The organism is Streptomyces aureocirculatus, from assembly GCF_000720475.1.
Lineage (GTDB): Bacteria > Actinomycetota > Actinomycetes > Streptomycetales > Streptomycetaceae > Streptomyces > Streptomyces aureocirculatus.
This window is the reverse complement of record NZ_JOAP01000051.1, coordinates 23,948-42,045: the sequence shown is the minus strand read 5'-3', so window position 1 is coordinate 42,045 and position 18,098 is coordinate 23,948. Positions and strand designations below refer to the sequence as shown.

The following is an 18,098-nucleotide window of genomic DNA, read 5'->3' as shown; positions in this document are numbered from 1 at the left end:
TCCGGCGCCGGACCCCTCAGAAGACGGCCGGACCCCTCAGAACACGGAGAGCCCGGTCAGCGTGGTGAAGCGGTCGAGGGCGGCGACGCCCGCCACCGAGTTGCCGCGCCGGTCGAGGCCCGGGCTCCAGACGCACACGGTGCAGCGGCCGGGGACGACCGCGATGATGCCGCCGCCCACGCCGCTCTTGCCGGGCAGGCCCACGCGGTGTGCGAAGTCCCCGGCCGCGTCGTAGGTGCCGCAGGTCAGCATGACCGCGTTGACCTGCTTGGCCCGGCTGCGGGTGAGCAGCGTCGAGCCGTCGGCCCGTATGCCGTGCCGGGCGAGGAATCCGGCGGCCAGTGCGAGGTCGGCGCAGGAGGCCTCGACCGAGCACTGGCGGAAGTACTCGTCGAGGAGGGCGGGCACGGGGGTGCCGATGTTGCCGTACGACGCCATGAAGTGGGCGAGGGCGGCATTGCGGTCGCCGTGCGCGGTCTCGGAGGCGGCGACCTTCTCGTCGAAGCTCAGCCCGTCGTTGCCGGACTCGGCGCGCAGGAAGGAGAGCAGCGTGCCGGACGCGTCGCCGGTCAGGGTCTGGAGACGGTCGGTGACGACGAGGGCGCCCGCGTTGATGAAGGGGTTGCGGGGGATGCCGTTCTCGTACTCCAACTGGACCAGGGAGTTGAAGGGGTTGCCCGACGGCTCACGGCCGACGTGCTCCCACAGCACGTCACCCTCCAGGGAGAGGTCGAGGGCGAGGGTGAAGACCTTGGTGATGGACTGCGAGGAGAAGGGGTGCTGCCAGTCGCCCACTCCGTAGACCGTGCCGTCGAGTTCGGCGACCGCCATGCCGAAGCGCCGGAGGTCGGCGCAGGCGAGCGCCGGGATGTAGTCGGCGGGGCTGCCGCGCCCCGGCAGGGCCTCGATCTCGGCGGCGATGCGGTCAAGGACCGGCTGGAGGGTCGACGGCACGGGAACTTGCTCCGTTTTCGTACAGCAATGCGGTGGGGTGTCCGCCATACCTTACGGCGGCGGACCGCCCGGGACGGGACCGCCCGTGCGTCGCGCCGGGGGAGCCGCGGCCGCGGGCCCTGCCAGGGGCATCCGCGGCCGTGGACTCTGCCCCTGCCGGGGGAGCCGGTGGCCTGACGATCACCGGCGTCGATCGGCCCGCCGCTCCGGTTCGCCGGGTGCCGCCCGGAGCATGCACCAGGTGCGGGGCCCGCCGTCGGGCAGTTCGATATCGGCGGTCACCACGAAGCCGAGGCGCTCGTAGAACGACACGTTCCGCTCGCTGGACGTCTCCAGGAACGCCGCGTGCCCCGCGCGGTCCGCCGCGTCGAGGCCGGGCGCGAGCACCGCCCGGCCGAGACCCTGTCCCTGTGCGTCGGGGGCGACGCCTATGGTCGCGAGGAACCACACGGGCTCGGTCGGCCGGTGCGGCCCCAGGGCCTGCTCGGCGGAGGCGAAGGCCGGTGCGCGCTCGCCCGCGAGCTCCGCGAGGCGCGGCCCCACCTCGGCGAAGCCCGGCCCGGGGTCCTGCTCCGGCGTCGTCCACACGGCCACGGCCCGCGCGTCGTCGGTGACCCACACGCGCCCGTACGGAAGGCCTATCCGGGTCAGGAACAGCTCCTGGAGCCGCCCCACGCGCTCGGCGTGCCCCTCCGCGGCCACCACGTGCCGGGTGAAGGGGTAGTCGGCGAAGGCCTGTGTGAGCGTCCGGACGGCGGCGGGCGAGTCCTGCTCCGTGGCGGGGCGGACGAGGGGTGTGGCTGCCATGTTCTCTCCCTGCCTGTGAGGTGCTGCGTACGCGTCGGACAACGGCACCGCCGTACGGTCCGGATGCGGCGTACGGTACGGACGCCCGAACCGTCGAAGTACGGTTCTGATGCCCGAACCGTCGAACGATCAAGGCGGTCGGCGCGTTCCCCCCGACGGAGCCGGGCGAACGGGCACGTGCGCGTGCTCGGCGCGACAGGCCGTGCGCGGTCGTGGACGGACGGCCTCCACTGACCGATGCTCACGCCCATGCCCAAGCCCATGCCTGCGCCCAGGCCCTCGCCCTCGTCGACCGACAGCACCACGCGCCGCAGTTGCTACGGCGTACTGGTCACCACCCTCACCGCCGCCTGCACGCTGGCGCTCACCACCACCCCGGGCACGACGACCGCGGCGGCCCGTGAAGCACCGTCGGAGACCGCCGCCGACCGCGCGCTCCGCGCCTTCCTCGACCACGGACCCAAGGCCGCTGTGCTGACCGCCGCCCACCGCGGCCAGTGGCGCAAGGCCCCCGAGAACAGCCTGCCCGCGATCGAGGCGGCGTTCGCCGACGGAGCCGAGATCGTCGAGGTCGACATCCAGCTCACCAAGGACGGCGTCCCCGTCCTGATGCACGACGAGACCTTGGAGCGCACCACCAACGGCACGGGACGCGTCGCTGACATCACCTACGCCGAGCTGCGGGCGCTGCGCCTGCGCGTGGGTCTCGGCGGCCGTCAGGCGGCGCTCACCGAGCATCATGTGCCCACGCTCGCCGACGCCATGAAGGCGGCCAGAACCCGCGGACTCGTCAACCTCGACCAGGCCTGGCGGGAACGGGAGGCCGTCATGGGCGTCCTGAAACAGACCGGTACCGTGCGCAACGGCCTGTTCAAGTCCCGGGCGGCCGTGCCCGAGGTACGGGCGTTCCGCACCCGCCACCCGGACGCGCTCTACATGCACCTCGTCGACGACGACAACGCCGGTTCGGTCAAGGAGTTCGGTGACGCCGCCCCGCCCGCTTTCGAGGTCGTCTTCGACGACGTCAAGGACGCGGTGGCCGACGCCGCCTTCCTGAAGGGAGTGCGGGGCACCGGCCGCGTATGGATCAACAGCATGCGCGACGAGTTCGCCGCCCGGCACACCGACGAAGCCTCCCTGATCGACCCCGCGCGCGGCTGGGGCAGGCTCATCGACACCTACCAGGCGACGGTCATCCAGACCGACAACGTCGAGGAGCTGAAGACGTACCTGGCCAAAGGCCCGGTGAACCAGGTGCCGCCCGGCGCGGTGCGGGTCCAGGGGGAGGCGTACGCACCCGGCGAGGAGGGGGTCGCCTACCACGACACCGATCCCGGGAACCGGGGCGACGGACCCGGCCGGCCCGGCGACGGGGTCGACATCTGTGACCACGACGGCGCGGTGGTGGTGTGCTGGATGCGCGGCACGGAGTGGCTGACGTACACCGTGGACGTGCCGCGGACCGGTGACTACACCCTCAGGGCCCGGGTGTCGTCGCCCTACTCACCGGCAGGGACCTACCGCGTCGCCTTCGACCGCGGCCCGGCGAGCGGCCCCGTCCGGGTGGTCAACACGACGGCGCACCACGCCTTCGCCCTCCAGGGCAGCGGTGTCACGCGCCGCCTGAACAGCGGCAGGCACACCCTGCGGCTGTCCCTTGACGACAAGGTGCCGCAGAACTGGAACCTGGACTACCTCCAGTGGGAGCCGGTGCGCCGCTGAGCCCCGCCGCGGACAGCGGACAGCGGGCGGCCCCGGTACCGGGAGGTACCGGGGCCGCCCGGGGGAACGGGACGTCAGTCCAGGTCCATCTCGCCGAAGGTCGGTGTGGAGTTGCCGATGGCGTGGACGGTGGCGTGGACGTTGGTGACGCGCTCGGGAGCGTCGTCGGCGGCGGCGGTACCGGCGGCGGCGACGGTGGCTGCGGCCGCCAGGACGGCGGCGGCGAAGGCGGTACGAATACGCATGGAATTGCTCTCCTGTGGGGAGGGAGGGAGCTGACGTTCTCCATTTGATAGGACTCGGCCGCCGACTGCGAGGAAGCGCAGTGGTGCGTCAGGGTGAAGGGGCGGAGCGGGCCGTAACCTACTCGAACCGGGAGGTGTCCCCGGCGCCCCGCCGGACGATCTCGACGTCGCCGCCGGAGAAGTCGATGACGGTGGTCGGCTCCGTGCCGCAGTCGCCGGAGTCGATGACCGCGTCCACCACGTGGTCGAGACGCTCCTTGATCTCCCAGCCCTGGGTCAGCGGGGCCTCCTCGCCGGGCAGCAGGAGGGTGCTGGAGAGCAGCGGCTCACCGAGCTCGGCGAGCAGGGCCTGGGCGATGGCGTGGTCGGGGATCCGGACCCCGACCGTCTTCTTCTTCTGGTGCAGGAGCTGGCGCGGCACCTCCTTCGTCGCCGGGAGGATGAACGTGTAGCTGCCCGGCGTCGCCGCCTTGATGGTGCGGAACACATCGTTGTCGAGGTACACGAACTGCCCCAACTGCGCGAAGGTCTGGCACACCAGGGTGAAGTGATGACGGTCGTCGAGGTTGCGGATCGAGCGGATCCGGCCGATGCCGTCGCGGTTGCCCAACTGGCAGCCGAGCGCGTAACAGGAGTCCGTCGGATACGCGATGAGCGCTCCGGATCGGATGCTGTCCGCCACCGTGCTGATGGTGCGTCGCTGCGGGTTCTCGGGGTGCACGTCGAAGTACTTCGCCATCCGGTGAGTTTAAGTCCTGTCCGAGGGGACGGCGTGGTGCGGCGCTCAGTCGCCACGCCGTACCCGGGCGGTGACGTAGCGGGTCTGCACCGCGAGCCATGCCGCCGTCGCCGCCCAGGCCATCGGGCGGGTGGCGGCGGTCAGTGCTTGGATGTGCTGGACCCCGGCGAGCTGCGCGGTCGCGGTGGCGTACATGCCCGCGGGGAAGACGACGCACCACAGGGCGGACTCGTACGCGAGCGGCACCCGGTGGCGCAGGTGTCGCCAGACCCCGGCGGCGAGCAGGGCCGGGATCAGGGCGGTGGCCCACACTCAGAGGGTGACGACCGTGCCGGCGAGCAGGGCGTGCAGCGGACCCGGCAGGACGTCCGCCGGGGCGAGGAGCCGGGCACCCGCAAGGATGCTGATGGCGGCGGCCCCCATGGTGACCCAGTAGACGGGCGTGAGCCGGGCGGGACCTGGCGGGTCGCGCAGCAGTCGGCGGACGATCACCGTGAGCGTGGCCGTATAGAGCAGTACGCCCGTACACCAGAGGGAAGTGCCGACGAGCGTGACGGTGTCGCCGGGGTGCAGTCCGGTGAGCGCGACGACGAGGGACTGGAGCCCGACGGCGAGCAGGAACCACGTGCCGTCCGCCTGCTCGGCCGCCTCACCCCGGCCGGTACGCAGGATCCGCAGGACGCACACGGCGAGCACCGGCCAGACGGCACCGGCGAGCCCCAGGAGCGCCCATCCCGCCCAGCGCGCCGGGCCCTGGGTCAGCCGGGCCGCCAGCACACCACTGGCGGCGACGAAGGTGAAGTGACCGAACACCCGCGCGGGGTCGCGGAGTTCCGACCTGAGGCGGTCGGGACAGTGGGCGACCTTGGTCACGGTGGCGGTGAGCAGGACGCAGTAGAGGGCACAGGCGACGCCGAAGAGGAGCTGCGAGACGCGGTGGGTGTCCGGGCGGGCCAGGGCGCGGGAGACGATGCCGGTGGCCATGACGGGGGCGAAGCAGGCCGGTGCCAGCTCCCGGCTCCACCGCGGGGGCACCGCGGGGCGCCGCTCCATGTGCCCGCGCTCCGTCACCACCCGCGGTTCCTGGTGCGCGTCACCGCCGCGCGACGGCGTCCGGCGGCGGCGCGTGCGGGCCCGGGGGCGGCGTCGGGTGCGAGCCGGGCCGTGGCGTCGGGGCGTGCCGGGCGCCGCGGGAGCGGTAGACGACGTAGGGCCGGGCCAGATAGCCGAGGGGCGCCGTGAAGGCGTGCACCAGGCGGCTGAAGGGCCACAGGGCGAACAGGGCCAGGCCGAGCAGCGCGTGGAGCTGGTGGACGAGCGGGGCGTCCGACATCGCGGACACGTCGGGGTCCAGGCCGAAGAGCGAGCGGAACCACACCGAGACGCCGACGCGGTAGTCATAGGGGTGGGGTCGCAGGGTGGTGGCCGTGGCGGCGAGCCCGGCCAGGATCACCGTGAGGAGGACGGGGTGGACGACGCGATCGCTGCGGCTGGTCGCCGCGCGGACGGCGGGCACCCGCAGCCGCCGGTAGACCAGGATCACGAGCCCCGCGAGGGTGGCGAGGCCCGCGGTGCCGCCCACCAGGAGCGCGTTGGCGTGGTACAGCCGCTCGTGGACGTGGGCGCGTTCGGTCCACGACTCGGGGACGGCCAGGCCGATGACGTGCCCGGCGACGACGAAGAGCAGCCCGAAGTGGAACAGCGGGCCGCCCACGCTCAGCAGCCGGTGTTCGTGCAACTGGCTGGAGCGGGTGGTGAACCCGAACCGGTCGTAGCGGTACCGCCAAGCGGTCCCGGTGACCAGGAGAGCGACGCAGAGATAGGGCAGCACGCCCCACAGGGCGGTGTGCAAGTGGTTCACCGTGCGGCCTCCGTGGGCTGTGGGGGGTGCGGGTGCGGAACGTGCGGGAGGGGCAGGTCGACGGGCCCGGGCGGGGCCTGCCCGGTGAACGGCAGCAGGCCGACGGTCTCCGTGGGCGGTCCGGTGCGTGCCAGGCGCAGTGCGGCGGCGCGGTCCGCGGGCGAGGCGCCCGGGAGGGTGTGGCAGACGGCTTCCAGGACGTGGACGTAGGGACTGCGGTGGTCGTCGAGGGCGAGGCGGAGGAGTTCGAGGCCCGCGCGGTGCTCCTGGAGCGCGCGCACCCCTGGCCCCGGGCAGCGGGCGGCGAACTCCAGTGCCAGGGGCAGGAAGTCGGGCAGTTCGTCGGCGGGCGGCCGCCAGCCGTGCGTGCGGTACAGGTCCTGCCAGGTCAGCAGGGACTGCCCGCGACGGCGGGTGTCGCCGTCCGTGTAGTAGGTCAGATGCAGGGTGCGGCGCCGGCTGCGGTCGAAAGTGACGATGTAGCGGGCCGACAGATCGAGGACAGGGACACCGGCGAGGGCGTCGCAGCAGCGCCGCAGCGACCGCTCCGCGGGCCCGGGCACCGCGGCCAGGCAGTCCGTGACGAGACGGATCCTGTCGGGCCACCGGTCGTCGGGGTGGATCAGCAGGAGCGAGGCGGCCTGATGGACGAGCGCGGCGGCCTCGTGGCCGCGCGCGGAAGTCGCGGGGGCGCGCGAGGAGGCGGTGGGGGTGCGGGAGGTGTTCACTCGGGCTTGTCCCCTCGGCGCGGGAAGAGACCGGCGGGACGGCCGCGCCCGTTCCAGCCGAGGAGGTTGACCCGGCCGCGCAGCGACGTCCCCGCGTGCTCCGGCTCGGGGCCGCCCGGCAGCACGGAGGGGCCGCCCGCGGGCGCGTCGACCAGCGGGGCGTGGAAGGTGTCCGCGCCGTACATACCGGGGCCGCCGTCGTGGTCGAGGCTGCAGCCGCCGTCGTCGGCGCCCGGCGTGGGGGCCGTGTAGCTGGTGGGGATGACGTAGCGCTCCTCGTACTTGGCCAGGGCGAGGAGGCGGTACATGGCCTCGATGCTCTCGGTGTCCATGCCCACGGCCGCGGCGATGGCCGGGTCCCGCTCCTCGCCGAGGTTCACCCGCCGCATGTGGCTGCGCATCGCGGCCAGGCGGCACAGGGAGGCCTCGACGGGCACGGGGTCGCCCGCCGTGAACAGCTCCGCCAGATACTCCACGGGGATGCGCAGGGAGTCGATGGCGGCGAAGAGCTTGGCGGGGTCCTCGCCGTCGTGTCCCGTCGCGGTGAGGGACTCGACGACCGGGGACAGCGGCGGGATGTACCAGACCATGGGCATCGTGCGGTACTCCGGATGCAGCGGGAGCGCCACGCGGTAGCGGGAGATCAGGGCGTGCACGGGGGAGCGGCGGGCGGCGGTGATCCAGTCGTGCGGGATGCCGGAGGCCTCGGCGGCGCGCGCCACTTCGGGGTCGTCCGGATCCAGGAAGCAGTCGAGCTGCGCCTCGTACAGGTCGTGTTCGCCGGGCGTGGCGGCGGCCGCGCCGACGCGGTCGGCGTCGTAAAGGATCACGCCGAGGTAGCGCAGCCTGCCCACGCAGGTCTCGGAGCACACGGTGGGCTCGCCCGCCTCGATGCGCGGATAGCAGAAGGTGCACTTCTCGGCCTTGCCGGAGGAGTGGTTGAAGTAGACCTTCTTGTACGGGCAGCCGGTGACGCACATGCGCCAGCCGCGGCAGCGGTCCTGGTCGACGAGGACGATGCCGTCCTCGATGCGCTTGTAGAGGGCGCCGGACGGGCACACGGCCACGCACGAGGGATTGAGGCAGTGTTCGCAGATCCGCGGCAGATAGAACATGAAGGCCTGCTCGTACTCCAGGCGCACATCGGCGTTCATCTTCCTGAGGACCGGGTCGGCGGCGAGGTGTTCGGGGCCGCCGCCCAGGTCGTCGTCCCAGTTCGGCCCCCAGGTGACCGCGGTGGGCCTGCCGTCGATCAGGGAGCGGGGCGGCGCGGTGGGCACGTCGTCGCCGAGGGGCGCGGAGATCAGGTTCTCGTAGTCGTACGTCCACGGCTCGTAGTAGTCGTCCAGAGAGGGCAGTTCGGGGTTGGCGAAGAGGCGGGCGAGGCGGCGCGCCCGGCCGCCGCTGCGGGGCACGAGCCGGCCGTGCTTGAGGGCCCAGCCGCCCTTCCAGCGGTCCTGGTCCTCGTAGGTGCGGGGGCAGCCCTGGCCGGGGCGGGTCTCGACGTTGTTGAACCAGGCGTACTCGGTGCCGGACCGGTTGGTCCAGGTCTGCTTGCAGGTGACCGAGCACGTGTGGCAGCCGATGCACTTGTCGAGGTTCATGACCATGGCGACCTGTGCCATGACACGCATCAGTACGTGACCTCCTGGGAGCGACGGCGGATGACGGTGACCGCGTCGCGCTGATTGCCGGTGGGGCCGTAGTAGTTCGGGGCGAAGGAGAGCTGGGCGTGGCCGCCGATCAGATGGGTGGGCTTGATGAGCAGCCGCGTGAGGGCGTTGTGGACGCCGCCGCGCCGCCCGGTGGTCTCGGACTTGGGTACGTTCACCAGGCGTTCCTGGACGTGGTACATGAACACCGTGCCGGTCGGCATCCGGTGCGAGACGATCGCGCGCGCCACCACGACGCCGTTGGCGTTGACCGCCTCGATCCAGTCGTTGTCGGCCACACCGATCGACGCGGCGTCGGCCACGCTGATCCAGATGACGGGCCCGCCGCGCGCCAGGGTCTGCATCAGCAGGTTCTCCTGGTACTCGGAGTGGATGGACCACTTCGAGTGCGGGGTCAGATAGCGCACCGTCACCGACTTCCCCTCGCCGCTCGCCTGCGGCTGTTCGCCGAGGACGGCCTGGTCGAGGGGCGGCCGGTAGACGGGCAGTTGCTCGCCGTACTCGGCGATCCAGGCGTGATCGAGGTAGAAGTGCTGGCGTCCGGTGAGGGTGTGCCAGGGCTTGCGGTGCTCGGTGTTGACGGTGAACGGGGCGTAGCGGCGGTCGGGGGCCTCCTTGCCGGACCATTCGAAGCTCGCCCCGACCTGCACGGGCCGCGCCTGGGTGTCGGAGAAGACGATGCGCCGCTCGGCGACCGAGGCGGCCAGTTCCCGTAACTCGGACGCGGGCCCGCAGCGTGTGGCGAGCTGCCGGAAACCCTCGGCGGCGACGCGCCCGTTCGTGGTGCCGGACAGGGCCAGGATCGCCTCGCACATCTTGACGTCCGTGTCCAGGAGCGGCCGCCCGGCCGCCGGGCCCCGCGAGACCGTGCCGCAGCGGGCCGCGAGCCAGCGGCTCTCCGGCTCGGCGCGTACGGTGATGCCCTTGGCCGTGAGGCCTGCGGTGTCCGGCAGCGGTCCGAGGGCGGCCATCTTGTCGGCGACCGCGGTGAAGTCCCGCTCCACCAGGTGGAACTGCGGGCCGGTGGCGTCGTCCGGCGGTGCCTCGCCCGGGGTGTCGTGCTGGAGGGCGGTGGCGACCAGGTCGTACGCCGTCTCCAGGCGTCCCTCGGCGAGGCGGCTGACCTCGGCGGCGAGGCCGTGGAAGATCTCGAAGTCGGTGCGGGCCTGCCACGGCGGCACGATCGCCGGTGAGAAGGCGTGGACGAAGGGGTGCATGTCGGTGCTGGACAGGTCGTGCTTCTCGTACCAGGTCGCCGCGGGCAGGACCAGGTCGGCGTACAGGGTGGTCGACGTCATCCGGAAGTCGAGGGCGAGCAGCAGGTCGAGCTTGCCGCGCGGGGCCTCCTCCCGCCAGGTCACGTCGCGGGGCCTGGCCTCCGGCGGTGCCTCGTCGGCGCTCGCGTTGTCGGTGGCGCCGAGGAGATGCCGCAGGAAGAACTCGTTGCCCTTGGCCGACGAGCCGATCAGGTTGGCCCGCCACACCGTGAGCACGCGTGGCCAGTTGGCGGGGTCGTCCGGGTCCTCGCACGCGTAGCCGAGGCGTCCGGCCGCGCGCTCGTCGGCGATCCAGCGCGCGGGGTCCACGCCCGCCTCACGCACCCGCCGCCCGAGGTCGAGGGGGTTGGCGGAGAACGTCGGGTACGACGGCATCCATCCCTTGCGGGCGGAGTGCGCCACCAGGTCCGCGGTGTGCAGGCCGCCGAGGCCGCCGGGCGCGGTCGGCGACGCGAGCAGGTCGGCGGTGAACTTCTCGTAGCGCCACTGGCCGGTGTGCAGGTACCAGTACGGCGTTCCCGGCATCTGCCGTGAGGGGCGCGCCCAGTCCGAGGCCGTCGCCAACTGCTGCCAGCCGGCGTACGGACGGACCTTCTCCTGCCCCACGTAGTGCGCCCAGCCGCCGCCGTTGACGCCCTGGCAGCCGGTGAGGAGCAGCAGCGAGAGGAACGAGCGGTAGATCGTGTCGGAGTGGAACCAGTGGTTGGTGCCGGCCCCCATCACGATCATGCAGCGGCCCCGGGTCTGCTCCGCGGTCCTCGCGAACTCGCGCGCGGCCCGCACCACCGCCCCGGCAGGGACGGACGTGATCGCCTCCTGCCACGCGGGCGTGCACGGGGTGGACGCGTCCTCGTACGAGACGGGCCACTGCCCCCCGAGGCCGGGGCGCGCCACCCCGTACTGGGTCAGCATCAGGTCGAACACCGTGGTCACCAGGCGTCCGCCCACGCGGCGCACGGGGACCGCGCGGCACACCGTGGCGCCCTCCTCGTCGAAGCGCGGCAGCGTCACCTCCGCCGACCGCGTCCCCGGCCTGCCGTACAGGCTCAGGAGCGGCACGGTCTGACCGAGGTCGAGGTTCCAGCGCCCCTCGCCCTCCTTGGACCAGCGGTCGCCGAGGGTGCCGCCCGGCACGACCACGCCGTCGGTGGCCTCGTCGTAGAGCACCGGCATCCACCGGCGCGTCCGCGCGGCGGCGTCCGGCGCCAGGTCCAGGTCCTCGGCGGTGACGAAGGCGCCGGGCGTGTGCGTGCCGTCGTCGCGCTCGTCCAGGGCGATGAGGAAGGGCAGATCGGTGAACTGGCGTACGTAGTCCTCGAAGTACGGCACCCTGCGCTCGACGAAGCACTCGCGCAGGATCACATGCCCCATCGCCATGGCGAGCGCCCCGTCGGTGCCGGGGTGCGGGTGCAGCCACTCGTCGGCGAACTTCGTGGCGTCGGCGTAGTCGGGGGAGACCACGACGACCTTCTGGCCGCGGTAGCGGGCCTCCGCCATCCAGTGCGCGTCCGGCGTGCGGGTGACGGGGACGTTCGAGCCCCACAGCATCAGATACGCCGCGTCCCACCAGTCGCCCGACTCCGGTACGTCGGTCTGGTCGCCGAACACCTGCGGCGAGGCGATCGGAAGGTCGGCGTACCAGTCGTAGAACGACAGCATCGGCGCGCCGATCAGCGCGTGGAAGCGGGCGCCCGCCGCGTGCGAGGCCATCGACATCGCGGGGATGGGCGAGAACCCGGCGATGCGGTCGGGCCCGTACTCCTGGAGGGTGTGCACATGCGCGGCCGCGGCGATCTCCAGGGCCTCGGCCCAGCCGATGCGCACCAGGCCGCCCTTGCCGCGCGCCGACTGGTAGCGGCGCCGCCGGTCGGGGTCTCCGGTGACCTCGGCCCACGCCGCCACCGGGTCACCACCATGGCGGTGCTTTGCTTCCCGAAACATTTCCACGAGGACGCCGCGGGCGTGTGGGTAGCGCACACGCGTGGGTGAATAGGTGTACCAGGAGAAGGAGGCGCCGCGTGGGCAGCCCCGTGGTTCGTAGTCGGGGCGGTCGGGTCCCGTGGAGGGGTAGTCGGTCGCCTGGGTCTCCCACGCGATCAGACCGTCCTTGACGTACACCTGCCACGAACACGAGCCCGTGCAGTTCACTCCGTGGGTCGAGCGCACCACCTTGTCGTGGGCCCAACGCTCCCTGTACGGCTGGTCGTTGACCGATTGATCGGCGCGGAGGACTGCTCTCCCCTCGGGCGTCGTCGGCGCCCGCCGCAGCAGCCGCCCGGCTTCCAGTAATCGTTCGGCGGCTCCTGCCGCGGCACGTTCCGCCCTCGCTCTGCCACGCCCCATGCACGGACTCCCCTCGGGGACGGGCACCGGACTGATCGCGTCCGGCGCGCCACACCACGACGGGGGACAGACTCCTCCCGAGGCGCTCGTGAAAGGAATCACTTTTTGGCCAGTTGGTTGTACTTAGAACCTTCTTTTCCCGCCCTTTGCACTCCTCACCCTTTGCGATGGCGGATTCCGGCCAAGTGTCATATGCGGGTGTTTGCGAGGCGTACACGCGGCACGGGCGCTCACAGCGACACTGCGTAGCCGATCAGTCCGACGGCGACGAGGACGACGAGCGCGAGGATGATGATCAGCGGGGCTTTGGCCCAGCCGGTCGTGGGGTTGTGGGACTCGTCGGGGCCCGCGCCCGAGATGCTGCCCTCCGCAGGTGGGGTCTCGCCCGGCGGTACGCCGCCGCCCGGGTCGAGGCCCGGTGTGCGGAGGGGGTCAGGGTCTGGATTTTTCCCATTTGTCTCACTCATGGCCGCCGAGTGCCCCGATCACGGTGATCGACACGCCGATCCCGCGATCGGTGCACGGCCAGGGGCGCCTGCGGCGGCCGGTACCGGCGCACCGGTCAGTCGACATACGATTCAAGCCCTCCGCGGCGCCGGACATCGAGAGTGGCGCAGTGGAACGACCCCCCGAACGGCGCATAGTGCAGCAGGTCGCAGGGGATCGGCTCGAACCCCCATCTTTCGAGCGCCCGCAGGGTGTCGGTGTGGTGCCGATCCGCGATCACCCGCTTCTCGTCGATCATCAGCAGATTCATGCTGAGCCACTTGCCGCACATCGACGTGAGCTTGAGGAGGCGCTCGTCGATCGGATCGGGCTCCGGGGCGAGCAGGACGTCCCAGGACTTGAGGACGTCCGGCAGTTGGTCCACGTCGATGTACTCCGGGTTGACGAGCACCTTGCCGGGGGCGAGCGGCATGAGCGTGGTGTCGATGTGCATGGGCGTGCGGCAGCGGCTCTCGATCTCGTGGATGCGATAGCCCGGGCCCAGATGGCGGCGCATCCACTCGATGCCCATGCCATTGGTGACATTGCTCCGCAGGACGAACAGGTCCCGGCCCGCGCGCACGAAGTCCGCCGCGTCGAACACCGGCTCGAACTCGGTCAGGAGGTAGCGCATGGGTTCGTCCGCCGCGGGTGTCCGGTAGTCCGGCCGGTACAAGGCCTCGGAGAGCTGCGGCTTGGGGGCGGCCGTCCAGCGTGCGCCGCGCCGGAAGTAGTCCTTGAGGAGCGTGCGGTAGGAGTGCGTCTCGAAGTACCGGCACGGCCAGGCCATCGGGGTCTCGATGATCTCGTCGCCGACCACCAGCAGGCTGTCGCGCGGACAGGCGTTGCAGAAGCCGCGAGAGGTCCACTCCGGCGTGCCGAAACGCTTCCTGCCGTCGACTGCGTCCGGCCGGGTGACCGTGACCCCCAGGGACTGAAGGAGCACGATGAACTGGTCGAGCTCGCGCTGTGCCCGCTCGACCAGCATCCGCGGGTAGGAGAACCCGGAGACCACCCCTTGCACCCTGCCCGCCCACCGCGGCACGTTGCAGGTCACGACCGGGTGGTCCGAAGGGAACGCCGCCCCGTCGAGCCGCCCGACGATGACCTCTTCGAGTGGGTCCCACTCGTTGTGCGAGTTGACCGGCGAGACGAGCGGGCCTGGAGCGGCCGCGGCCGTGGCCGCGTCGGTGCCCATGCCTGTGCGGATGCCGGTGCCGGTACCGGTGCCGGTGTGGACATGGGTGTGGGCATTGGCGTCGGGAGGCATGGCCGGTGATGGTGCTGTCATGACTGCGTTTCACCTCGCGTCTCAGGTGTGCCGGTGTTCCGCCGTTGCCACCAGGAATATCCCCACCAGGGCCAGCCAGAGGCCACCCAGGTCGTCGGCGAACACCACCTGCGCGAGACCGAGCAGCAGCAGCGGCCACCCCACGTAGCGCCCGGCCGCGCCCGCCACCGCCGTGGCGCGTGACCGGTCCCCCGTACGCCGCCACACCACGGCGTGCAGCAACCGGGCGCCGTCGAGCGGCGTACCCGGCAGCAAGTGGCCCACGGCAAGCAGCACATTGACCGCCGCCAGCCACGCGAGCGTCTCCGCCGTCAGTTCCGAGAGCCCCGCCGCATCGACCAGATACGCGGCCAGTGCCGTCACCAGGGCGATGCCGAGGCTGACCAGCGGGCCCACGACGGCCGTCCGCAGCCCCGCCCCCGGAGTCGGCGCCGTGTTCCACGAGCGCGCGGTCCCGCCGGAGGAGGACCGCAGCAGGGACGAGCCGACGGCCACCCCCTGGCGCCCGGCCACGGCCGCACGGGCACCGTCACGCGCGAGCAGCGACGCGAAGCAGACCACGGCGGCCACCAGGCCCACCGCCCAGTACACCCACGGGGAACGACCCGGATGGACGGCGGGCAGCCGCGCCTCGGCGAGGCCCGCGACGGCCAGCGCGAAGGCGACCGGCACGGCCCGGTGGACGTCCACCCGCATGCCGACCGGGTGCCTCAAGGGCAGGCTCTTCGTCATGGATGGCGCCTCCTCACGGCTCGTTTCCAGCGTGGTCTGCTGCGGCGCCCCCCTGCGAGCAGCGGTACCGGCTCCGCCCGGGGGACGGTGCGACAGAGAGGGGCCTGAAACGAGTGACCCGTGTGAAGGGCCGTCAAACACGGGCGCCGCCATCCGGGGCGGGGCCGCCCGGCGGGTCAACCGGTGTCCGGGTCGCGGCACACCCGGTGTCCGAGTCTCGGCTCACCCGGTGTGCGAGTCGCGGCTCACCCGCTGTCCGCGTCCAGCAATACGCGTGTCACCGCGTCCCAGTCGATGTGGCTCGATTCCTCGCCCACGGGGCTGAGCCGCCGGGTGACCTCCAGCCACTGGCTCAGCACGGCGTGCGCGATCTCGATGACCGCGCCGCCTCCCGGGGGGCCGAGACGCACCCGCACCACGTCGGCCCCCAGCCCGCGCGACACCGGCCAGGCGGCGACGTCGCCCATCCCGTCGTGGCCGAGCAGGGAGCACAGGAGGAGGTCCCGGGACAGGGTCCACGTCACGGCCGCGGTACCGGCCTCGAGCAGCATGTGCACGGCGAAGGGGTCGTGCAGCGAGTACCGGAGGCTGAGTCCGAAGGGGGCCGGGGGCTGCTGATCCCGTACGAGGTGCGCGGTGCAGCGCAGGACCGTGAACGGCCACGGATCGGTTTCGACGAGCGTGACAGGGATCGACATCAGGTGCCGCAGCCTTCCCGTGGGCATGGTGCGCCGCCCGCGGCCGGGAGGGACACCATGGTGGTGCCGGGCAGCGGCGGGTGCCGGCTGCGCCGGGTTCTCGGACAACCTCCGGCGCGACGAGTTGCCGTAAACGCTTTCGCCAAACCCTCCGGCGACGGGAAACACGTACGTCCGGGCCGGCCCCGACGGGACCGGCCCGGACGTGGACGTCGGCTGTGTCAGGCGACGTCGAACCGGTCGAGGTCCATCACCTTGCTCCACGCCGCGACGAAGTCGTTCACGAACTTCTCCTTCGCGTCGTCGCTCGCGTACACCTCGGCGAGCGCCCGCAGCTCGGAGTTCGAGCCGAAGACGAGGTCGGCACGGGTGCCGGTCCACTTCACCGCGCCGGTGGCGTCACGGCCCTCGAACTCGTCCTGCGCCTCGGACGTCGACTTCCACGTCGTGTCCAGGTCGAGCAGGTTGACGAAGAAGTCGTTCGTCAGCGTGCCCGGCCTGTCGGTGAGGACGCCGTGCCTGGACTGGCCGTGGTTGGCGCCGAGGACGCGCAGACCACCGACGAGCGCGGTCATCTCGGGTGCGCTCAGGGTCAGCAGGTTCGCCTTGTCGAGCAGCAGGAACTCGGCGGGCAGCCGGTTGCCCTTGCCGACGAAGTTGCGGAAGCCGTCGGAGGAGGGCTCGATCGCGGCGAAGGACTCGACGTCCGTCTGCTCCTGGGAGGCGTCGACGCGGCCCGGGGTGAAGGGCACCTGGACGTCGTGGCCCGCGTCCTTGGCCGCCTTCTCCACGGCCGCTCCGCCCGCGAGGACGATCAGGTCGGCGAGGGAGACCTGCTTGCCGCCCGCGGCGTCGAAGGACTCCTTGATGCCCTCCAGCGTGCGCAGCACCCGCGCGAGCTCCTCGGGGTTGTTGACCTCCCAGTTGCGCTGCGGCTCCAGACGGACGCGGGCGCCGTTGGCGCCGCCGCGCTTGTCGCTGCCGCGGAAGGAGGAGGCCGAGGCCCAGGCGGCGGAGACCAACTGGGAGACCGTGAGGCCGGAGCGGAGCACCTGCTCCTTGAGGGAGGCGATGTCCGCGGTGTCGACGACCTCGCCGGTGCGCTCCGGCAGCGGGTCCTGCCACAGCAGCACCTCGGAGGGGACCTCAGGGCCGAGATAGCGGACGACCGGGCCCATGTCGCGGTGCGTCAGCTTGTACCAGGCGCGGGCGAAGGCGTCCGCGAACTCCTGCGGGTTCTGGTAGAAGCGGCGCGAGATCGGCTCGTAGACCGGGTCGTAGCGCAGCGACAGGTCGGTGGTCAGCATCGTCGGGCGGTGCTTCTTCGTCGCGTCGTGCGCGTCGGGGATGATCTCCGGGGCGTTCTTCGCCACCCACTGGTTGGCGCCCGCCGGGCTCTGGGTGAGCTCGTACTCGTACTCGAAGAGGTTCTTGAAGAATCCCATGCCCCACTGGGTCGGGGTGGTGGTCCAGGTGACCTCGAGGCCGCTGGTGATCGTGTCGGCGCCCTTGCCGGTGCCGTACGTGTTGTGCCAGCCGAGGCCCATCTGCTCCAGGGACGCGGCCTCGGGGTCCGGGCCGACGTTGTCCGCGGGTCCTGCGCCGTGGGTCTTGCCGAAGGTGTGGCCACCGGCGATGAGGGCGACGGTCTCCTCGTCGTTCATCGCCATGCGGCGGAACGTCTCACGAATGTCACGGGCCGCCGCGATCGGGTCCGGGTTGCCGTTGGGGCCCTCGGGGTTGACGTAGATGAGGCCCATCTGGACGGCGCCGAGAGGGCTTTCGAGCTCGCGGTCGCCGGTGTAGCGCTTGTCGTCGAGCCAGTTGGTCTCGGGGCCCCAGTAGACGTCCTCCTCCGGCTCCCACACGTCCTCGCGGCCACCGGCGAAGCCGAAGGTCTGCAAGCCCATGGTCTCCAGGGCCACATTGCCGGTGAGGATCAGAAGGTCGGCCCAGGAGATGCTCTGGCCGTACTTCTTCTTGACCGGCCACAGGAGGCGGCGGGCCTTGTCGAGGCTCACGTTGTCCGGCCAACTGTTGAGCGGGGCGAAGCGCTGCTGACCGGCACCGGCGCCGCCGCGGCCGTCGCTGATCCGGTACGTGCCCGCGCTGTGCCAGGCCATGCGGATCATGAGCGGGCCGTAGTGCCCGAAGTCGGCGGGCCACCAGTCCTGCGAGGTGGTCAGGACCTCGGCGATGTCCCGTTTCACGGCCGGCAGGTCGAGGGCCTGGAACGCCGCGGCGTAGTCGAACTTTTCGCCCAACGGGTTCGCCACGGCGGGGTTCTTGGCAAGGATCTTCAGGTTCAGGCGTTCCGGCCACCACTGCCGGTTTCCACCGCCCTGTGTGGGGTGCGGGGCGCGGCCGTGGGCGACCGGGCAGCCGCCGGTGCCCTCCGACGTCTCCTCGAACTTCGGGTCGGTGACGATTGCGTCCGGGTTCTCAGCCATGGGAAACCTTTCGAACTGGTGACGGCCGACGCCGACCTGTCCAACCCTCGGTCACCGTCGGGGAACCGATCCTACGATGGACAGAGTCCAGG

The 18,098-nt window shown here is 71.8% G+C and carries 14 protein-coding genes and 1 pseudogene; 1 reads left to right on the top strand and 14 read right to left on the bottom strand.

The window, feature by feature from the left end; all coding sequences use genetic code 11:
* Positions 1–36: 36 nt before the first annotated feature.
* Both IG78_RS0134390 and IG78_RS0134385 read right to left on the bottom strand, forming a co-directional pair.
* Positions 37–1,002, bottom strand: coding sequence for a glutaminase (locus tag IG78_RS0134390; RefSeq protein WP_051853190.1), 966 nt, complete (start codon positions 1,000–1,002; stop codon positions 37–39).
* 132 nt (positions 1,003–1,134) lie between these two features.
* On the bottom strand, positions 1,135–1,761 hold the full coding sequence (locus IG78_RS0134385) for a GNAT family N-acetyltransferase (RefSeq protein WP_030571183.1): 627 nt from the start codon (positions 1,759–1,761) through the stop codon (positions 1,135–1,137).
* 249 nt (positions 1,762–2,010) lie between these two features.
* Here IG78_RS0134385 and IG78_RS0134380 point away from each other — a divergent pair, with 249 nt between their 5' ends.
* Entirely contained in the window at positions 2,011–3,483 is a 1,473-nt protein-coding gene (locus IG78_RS0134380; protein WP_037687107.1) for a glycerophosphodiester phosphodiesterase family protein, read from the top strand.
* A gap of 74 nt (positions 3,484–3,557) precedes the next feature.
* Here IG78_RS0134380 and IG78_RS49700 read toward each other — a convergent pair whose 3' ends face one another.
* From IG78_RS49700 to katG, 12 genes and pseudogenes are all read right to left on the bottom strand, one after another.
* Positions 3,558–3,728: a hypothetical protein gene (locus tag IG78_RS49700; RefSeq protein WP_157855985.1), complete on the bottom strand. Its 171-nt coding sequence runs from the start codon at positions 3,726–3,728 to the stop codon at positions 3,558–3,560.
* Between the two features lie 118 nt (positions 3,729–3,846).
* A complete protein-coding gene (locus IG78_RS0134370) occupies positions 3,847–4,467 on the bottom strand; it encodes an L-threonylcarbamoyladenylate synthase (RefSeq protein ID WP_030571176.1) in 621 nt (206 codons plus the stop codon).
* A gap of 45 nt (positions 4,468–4,512) precedes the next feature.
* Positions 4,513–5,520 (bottom strand): annotated as a pseudogene (locus tag IG78_RS43140) (tellurite resistance/C4-dicarboxylate transporter family protein).
* 40 nt (positions 5,521–5,560) lie between these two features.
* Positions 5,561–6,328, bottom strand: coding sequence for a respiratory nitrate reductase subunit gamma (gene narI, locus IG78_RS0134360; protein WP_030571174.1), 768 nt, complete (start codon positions 6,326–6,328; stop codon positions 5,561–5,563).
* A complete protein-coding gene (narJ, locus tag IG78_RS0134355) occupies positions 6,325–6,957 on the bottom strand; it encodes a nitrate reductase molybdenum cofactor assembly chaperone (protein WP_051853202.1) in 633 nt (210 codons plus the stop codon). Before narJ ends, narI begins: the two co-directional genes overlap by 4 nt.
* Before the next feature lie 95 nt (positions 6,958–7,052).
* Complete coding sequence (narH, locus tag IG78_RS0134350; protein ID WP_030571168.1) at positions 7,053–8,690, bottom strand: nitrate reductase subunit beta; 1,638 nt, start codon at positions 8,688–8,690, stop codon at positions 7,053–7,055.
* Positions 8,690–12,349 carry a nitrate reductase subunit alpha gene (locus IG78_RS0134345; RefSeq protein WP_030571166.1) on the bottom strand — a complete coding sequence of 1,220 codons (3,660 nt, stop codon included), beginning with the start codon at positions 12,347–12,349 and terminating at the stop codon, positions 8,690–8,692. The genes narH and IG78_RS0134345 overlap by 1 nt, the downstream gene beginning before the upstream one ends.
* 230 nt (positions 12,350–12,579) lie before the next feature.
* Positions 12,580–12,816, bottom strand: a complete 237-nt coding sequence (locus IG78_RS0134340; protein WP_030571164.1) for a DUF6480 family protein — start codon at positions 12,814–12,816, stop codon at positions 12,580–12,582.
* 95 nt (positions 12,817–12,911) lie between these two features.
* Positions 12,912–14,033: an amidinotransferase gene (locus IG78_RS0134335; RefSeq protein WP_030571162.1), complete on the bottom strand. Its 1,122-nt coding sequence runs from the start codon at positions 14,031–14,033 to the stop codon at positions 12,912–12,914.
* A 114-nt stretch (positions 14,034–14,147) separates the two neighbouring features.
* Positions 14,148–14,858 (bottom strand): site-2 protease family protein, encoded by a 711-nt coding sequence (locus tag IG78_RS0134330; protein ID WP_030571160.1) that lies wholly within the window; start codon positions 14,856–14,858, stop codon positions 14,148–14,150.
* Positions 14,859–15,103: 245 nt separating this feature from the next.
* Positions 15,104–15,583: an SsgA family sporulation/cell division regulator gene (locus IG78_RS0134325; protein WP_078965795.1), complete on the bottom strand. Its 480-nt coding sequence runs from the start codon at positions 15,581–15,583 to the stop codon at positions 15,104–15,106.
* 194 nt (positions 15,584–15,777) lie between these two features.
* Positions 15,778–18,006 (bottom strand): catalase/peroxidase HPI, encoded by a 2,229-nt coding sequence (gene katG, locus IG78_RS0134320; RefSeq protein WP_030571155.1) that lies wholly within the window; start codon positions 18,004–18,006, stop codon positions 15,778–15,780.
* Positions 18,007–18,098 lie beyond the last annotated feature (92 nt).